Origin of the sequence: Actinomadura chibensis NBRC 106107, from assembly GCF_001552135.1 — a bacterium.
In the GTDB taxonomy this organism is placed as follows: domain Bacteria; phylum Actinomycetota; class Actinomycetes; order Streptosporangiales; family Streptosporangiaceae; genus Spirillospora; species Spirillospora chibensis.
Map to the genome: position 1 here is coordinate 1 of NZ_BCQP01000006.1, position 5923 is coordinate 5923.

At 73.7% G+C, this 5923-nt stretch carries 5 protein-coding genes and 1 pseudogene; 4 read left to right on the top strand and 2 right to left on the bottom strand.

Going from position 1 to position 5923, the window contains the following annotated elements:
- Positions 1–27 precede the first annotated feature (27 nt).
- Together ACH01S_RS03720 and ACH01S_RS03725 are read right to left on the bottom strand one after the other, a co-directional pair.
- Positions 28–1803 carry an ABC transporter ATP-binding protein gene (locus ACH01S_RS03720; RefSeq protein ID WP_067885356.1) on the bottom strand — a complete coding sequence of 592 codons (1776 nt, stop codon included), beginning with the start codon at positions 1801–1803 and terminating at the stop codon, positions 28–30.
- Positions 1800–3644 carry an ABC transporter ATP-binding protein gene (locus tag ACH01S_RS03725; protein WP_067885359.1) on the bottom strand — a complete coding sequence of 615 codons (1845 nt, stop codon included), beginning with the start codon at positions 3642–3644 and terminating at the stop codon, positions 1800–1802. The genes ACH01S_RS03720 and ACH01S_RS03725 overlap by 4 nt, the downstream gene beginning before the upstream one ends.
- Before the next feature lie 143 nt (positions 3645–3787).
- Between ACH01S_RS03725 and ACH01S_RS03730 the strand changes: the two genes are divergently transcribed.
- The 4 genes and pseudogenes from ACH01S_RS03730 to ACH01S_RS03745 form a co-directional block, all read left to right on the top strand.
- Positions 3788–4441: a TIGR03085 family metal-binding protein gene (locus ACH01S_RS03730; protein WP_067885361.1), complete on the top strand. Its 654-nt coding sequence runs from the start codon at positions 3788–3790 to the stop codon at positions 4439–4441.
- A 248-nt stretch (positions 4442–4689) separates the two neighbouring features.
- Positions 4690–4896: a cold-shock protein gene (locus tag ACH01S_RS03735; RefSeq protein ID WP_026405868.1), complete on the top strand. Its 207-nt coding sequence runs from the start codon at positions 4690–4692 to the stop codon at positions 4894–4896.
- Positions 4897–5110: 214 nt separating this feature from the next.
- Complete coding sequence (locus ACH01S_RS03740; protein ID WP_067885363.1) at positions 5111–5701, top strand: Trp biosynthesis-associated membrane protein; 591 nt, start codon at positions 5111–5113, stop codon at positions 5699–5701.
- Positions 5698–5923, top strand: a pseudogene (locus ACH01S_RS03745) (winged helix-turn-helix transcriptional regulator); the annotation flags it as partial. The gene ACH01S_RS03740 and the pseudogene ACH01S_RS03745, both read left to right, overlap by 4 nt.

A 5923-nucleotide genomic window follows, 5' to 3' on the forward strand; every position in this document is an offset into this window, starting at 1 on the left:
CGAGCCGTGGCGGTGGTTTCTCGCCGGTTACAGGGTTCTTTGGGCTATCCAGGACGCGTGTAGGTCGGCGTAGACGCCGGGTTGGGTTACCAGGTCGGCGTGGGGGCCCCGTTGGACTATGCGGCCCGCGTCGAAGACGATCACCTCGTCGGCCGACTCGGCGGTGGACAGGCGGTGGGCTATGGAGATGGCGGTGCGGCCGCGGGTCGCGCCGTCCAGGGCGCGCTGGATGCGGACCTCCGTCGCCGGGTCCACGGCCGAGGTCGCCTCGTCAAGGACGAGGAGGTCCGGGTCGGCGACGTAGGCGCGGGCGAGGGCCACGAGCTGGCGCTCGCCCGCCGACAGGGACTCGCCGCGCTGGCCGACCGGGGTGTCCAGGCCGCCGGGGAGGCCGTCCAGCCAGTCGGCGAGGCCCAGCTCGGTCAGGGCCAGGACGAGGTCCGCGTCGGACGCGTCCGGGCGCCCGTACCGGATGTTGTCGCCCAGGGACGCGTCGAACAGGAAGCCGTCCTGCGGGACCATGACGATCCGCTCCCGCAGGGACGAGAACCGGACGCGGTCGAGCGGCACCCCGTCCACGAGGACGCGGCCCGACACGGGGTCCATCAGGCGGGTGAGGAGCTTCGCGAACGTCGTCTTGCCGGAGCCGGTCTCCCCGACGACCGCGACCCGGCTGCGCGGCGCGATGTCCACCGTGACGTCGTGCAGGACGGGCGGCCCGCCCGGGTAGGCGAACCCCACCGACTCGAACCGGACCTCGATCGGCCCGCGCGGCAGGGTCTCGCCGTCCGCGCCGGGGTCGGCGACGTCGGGGACGGTGTCCAGCACGCCGAGCACCCGCCGCCACCCGGCGATCGCGTTCTGCGCCTGGTTGAACACCTCGGTCGCGGTCTGCATCGGGCTGACGAACAGCGTCACGAGGAACAGGAACGCGACGAGCTCGCCCGCCGTCAGGTGCCCGCCGATGCCGAGCAGGGTTCCGGCGATGACGACCGCCGCCGTCGCGACGGCGGCGACCAGCTCGCTGACCGGGAACGTCAGCGCGACGAGGGCCTGGGCGCGGGACTGGGCGTCGCGGTGGGCGTCGACGGTCTCGTCCACGCGGCGGCCGGTCCGCTCCTCCGACGCGTACGCGCGGATTACCGGCGCGCCGACGACGGACTCGCTGACCGCCCCGAGCAGCTCGCCCATCCGCTCCCGCACCCCCATGTAGGCGGTGGACAGGATCCGCTGGAAGCGCCGCAGCGCCCACCCGAGCGGCACGAACGCCACCCACACCAGCAGCGCGAGCTGCCACGAGTAGACGAGCATCAGCACGCTCGCGACGAGCAGCTGCCCGATCGACACGATGAACATCAGCCCGCCCGACTGCATGAACTGGCTGATCTGGTCGACGTCGCCCGTCACCCGCGACACCAGCGAGCCGCGCTTCTCGCTGCTCTGGCTGAGCATCGACAGGTCGTGGACGTGCCGGAACGCCTTCGTCCGCAGCGCGGCGAGGCCGCCCTCCGACGTCCGGTACAGCCGGACGTTCATCAGGTACGCGCACAGGGCCGTCACCACGACGGCGGCCGCGCAGAGGAGCACGGCCGTCCGGATGAAGGCGAGGTCGGGGCCGTCCGCCCCGCCGAGGCCCTTGTCGATCGTCTGCTGGACGGCGATCGGCACCACCACGCGTCCCGCCGTGGACACGAGCGCGAGCGCGAGCGTCCCGGCCAGCCCGGCGGTGAAGTCCGGGCTCATCCTGATCCCGCGCCGCAGCGTGCTGAGCGCGCCGTCCGCGGTCCCGGTCTCGATCGTCATGCCAGTGCCTCCTCGCCGCCCTCGACGGCCTGCCGGTCCGCGTCCGCCCGCTCGTAGGCGTTGACCAGGTTGCGGTAGCCCTCGGACCGCTCCAGGAGCTCCGCGTGCGTCCCCCGCGCGGCGACCCGGCCGTGCTCCAGGTAGACGACCTCGTCCGCGAGGGCGATGGTCGCCTTGCGGTAGGCGACGACCACGACGGTCGCGTCCCCGGACCGCGCCTCCCGCAGACCCTGCAGGATGCGGGCCTCCACCTGCGGGTCGACGCTGGACGTCGCGTCGTCCAGGACGAGCAGCCGCGGCCGCCGGACCAGCGCCCGCGCCAGCGCGAGCCGCTGCCGCTGCCCGCCGGACAGCGTCGCCCCGCGCTCGCCGACCCGGGTGTCGAGCCCGGCGTCGAGCGCCGCGACGAACCCCTCCGCCTGGGCGAGGCGGAGCGCCTCCCAGACCCGCTCGTCGGGGACGTCGAGCCCGAGCGTCACGTTGCCCCGGACGGTGTCGTCGAACAGGAACGTCTGCTGCGGGACGAGCGCCGCCGTCTCCGCGACCCCGCCGCGCCGCACGTCCCGCAGGTCGACGCCGTCGAGGAGCACCGCGCCGTCCGCCGGGTCGACGAGCCGGACGAGCAGCGAGGTGAGCGTCGACTTGCCGGAGCCGGTCGGGCCGACCACGGCGATCGTCCGGCCGGGGGACGCCGCGAACGACACGTCCCGCAGGACGTCCCGCTCCGCGCCCCCGGGCCCGTCCGGCGCGGTCTCGTACCCGAACCGGACGTGCCTGACCTCCAGCGCGGACGCCCGCCCGCCGCCGTCCAGGTCGCCGCCGCCGTAGGGGAGGGAGCCGGACGCGTCCAGCACGGCCCGGACCCGCTCCCAGCCGACGACGCTGCGCGGCACCTCGCCGAGCACCCAGCCGAGCGCCCTGATCGGCCACGACAGCAGCGTGAACAGGTACGCGACGTTCACGAGGTCGCCCGGCGACATGGCGCCGGAGTCCAGCCGCACCGACCCGATCAGCAGGACGGCGAGGACGCCGAGGTTCGGCAGCGCCTCCAGCACCGGGTCGAACAGCCCGCGGATCCGGCCGACGGCGACGTTGGCGTCCCGCAGCGCCTCCGTCCGCTCGGCGAACCGCGCCGTCTCCGCCTCCTCGCGGCCGAGCGTCTTGACGACGAGGCCGCCCTCGAAGCTCTCGTGCGCGACCTCGCTGACCTCCGCGCGCAACTGCTGCGCGCGGGTCGCGACCGGCGACAGCCGCCGCTGGTACAGGACGTTGATCAGCGCGATCGCGGGGAAGACGAGGAACCCGACCCCGGCCACGACCAGGTCGGTGAGGAGGATCGACACCGCCGCGATCAGCAGCATGAACACGACGCCGACCGCCATCGGCAGCGGCGCGATCGGCGCCCACACCGCCTCGACGTCGGCGTTGGCGTTCGACAGGAGCTGCCCGGTCGGGTGCCGGTGGTGCCACGCGAGCGGCAGCCGCAGGTACTGGCGGGTGACCGCGCGCCGGTACTCGGCCTGGAGGCGGTACTGCATGAGGCCCGCGTAGTAGCGGCGTCCCGCCACGCCGATCGCCTTCAGCAGGGCGACGCCGACGATCGCGAGCGCGGCGCCGGACAGCGCCCCGGCCGTCGTGTGTCCGGACTCGAACGCCGGGAGCACCACCGTCTCGGTGGCCCACCCGAGCACCTGCGCGGTCGCCACGGTCATCGCCGCGTACAGCGCGCTCGCGAGCACCGACAGGGCGAAGACCCGGGGCTCCGCCCGCACCGCGACCCCGAGCACGCCCATCCCCTCCCGGAGGACGTGCGGGCTGACCCGTTCGGACGCAGGTGGCATGGCGACTCCTCGACACGGCGGCGTGGTGCCCGGGAATTGCCCCCTGCTAGCGGGGTATGGGGGGATTTGCGGGCTCGGATACTCCCTACCATGAGCGGCCCTCGCTTATTCCCGGCCGGACGGCCGGGGCCTACGATCGGGCGATGAGCACCTCCGAACGCGATCCGGGTCCGGTGCGCGCCGAACGGCTGGCGCTCGCCGACGCGCTGCGCGAGGCCGGGCCGGACGCGGACACCAAGTGCGCCGGGTGGAGCGCCCGCGATCTGGCGGCGCATCTGGTCGTCCGGGAAGGGCGTCCGGACGCGGCGCCGGGAATACTGCTCGCGCCGCTGTCCTTCTACACGGAGCGCGTGCGGCGCCGCGCGGCCCGGGCCGTCCCGTTCGACCGGCTGGTAGAACGGTTTCGGGAGGGACCGCCGAAGTTCTCGCCGTACGCGCTTCCCGGCGTGGACAAAAACGCGAACGCCGTGGAGTTCTTTGTTCACCATGAGGACATCCGCCGCGCGAGTGCCGACTGGGAGCCGCGGGAGATCTCTCCGGAGTTCGCGGAACTGCTCTGGCGACGGATAAGAATTGCCCGCTTTGTCCTAAGAAAAGTTCATGTTCAGGTAACGCTCGTCCAACCGGACGGGCGCGCCGCCCGGGTGTCGGGAGGCGGCCGCGGGGCCGTCCGCGTGCACGGCCCCGTGGGTGAACTCGTCCTCTGGGCCCTGGGGCGCCGCGACGTCGCGGACGTCCGGCTCACCGGGGCCACGGACGCTGTCAAGAGCCTGACCGAGACCGGTTGGAGTCTTTAACGGCCAGGTAACGGCACGGTTCGCGGAGGGAAGAAACGGAAGGCTTGCGGCTCCTCCGCTTTACGCGGAAGCGGTGATACGGTGGGGCGGTCGGTTGCAGTCGTGGTTCTCGATCGTTCAAGACGCCCGCGGACTGATGGCAGCGGGCGTTTTGGCTTTTCCGGGACCGTACCGGGGGCGAGAGCGTTCCGCAGCGACCGCACGGGCCCGCGAGGTGTGGGCCCAGGTTTTGCCGCAAGGAGAAAGACATGCCCCAGCAGGGCACCGTGAAGTGGTTCAACGCCGAGAAGGGCTTCGGCTTCATCGCCGTGGACGGCGGCGGGCCGGACGTCTTCGTGCACTACTCGGCTATCCAGACCTCCGGATACCGCACCCTGGACGAGAACCAGCGCGTTCAGTTCGAGGTGACGCAGGGTAACCGGGGTCCCCAGGCAGACCAGGTCGTCCCCCTGTAACGCCAGTAGTCGTACGTCAGGGCCCGTCCCTCCGCCTCGGGGGAACGGGTCCTTTCGTGTTTCTTATCGCGTTTCCCGTTCCTTTCCGGCGTTCTTGCGGCGCGGGCGGGCTCCCCGCCGCAACGGGTCCGGGCGGGGGCGGTGCGGGGCCCCGGCGGGCAGCCTGCACAATGGACGGCATGTCCGTCCGACCGTCCGACCCGGACCCCGCCTCGTGACGCCCGGACGTGAGCGGGGGCTCGCGGCGCTGCTCTGCGCCGCCGGGGCCGGGCTCGCCCTCCTCGCCGCCGGACGCACCTGGGCCTCCGTGGAGGCCGAGCACGCCATCACGCCGTTCGCGCAGAACCTCAGCGGCGGCGACCTCGGCGGCGCGCCGGGCGCGCTCGGCTGGGCCGGGCTCGCCGGGCTCGCCGCCCTCTTCGCCACCAGCGGCCGCGTGCGCGCGGGCGTCGGCGTCCTCGTCGCCCTGTTCGGCGTGGGGATCGCCTACGCCTCGGCCACCGCCGTCCGGCGCTCGACCGTGCTGTCGGCCGCCGGGGACAAGAGCGCGCTGCTCAAGCTCGGCGCCGACCCCTCCGTGGACGTGAACCTGTGGTGGACGGTCTCGCTCGCCGGGGGCGTCCTCCTCGTCGCGGCCGGGCTGGTCACCGTGCTGCGCGGCGCGCGCTGGCCGCGCATGTCCGCCCGCTACGAGCGCGCCGCCGCCGCGCCCAGGGCGACCGCCGCCGCCGACGACCCGTCGTCCATGTGGAAGTCCCTCGACCGGGGCGAGGACCCGACCGCCCAGCGGAACGGACGTCCGTGACCGGCGACGGCGGCGGGCTCGTCCTCGTGGTCGAGCACGACCCCGCCGTGGCCGAACTCCAGCGCCGCTACCTCGCCCGCGAGGGCTTCGACGTCGAGATCGAGGCCGACCCCGCCAAGGGGCCGGCGGCCGCCGGGCGCAGCCGTCCCGCCGCGGTCGTCCTCGACCTGTCGGTCTCCGCGCTGCCCGCCGACCTGTACCGGCGGGTCGCCGAGGCCGCCC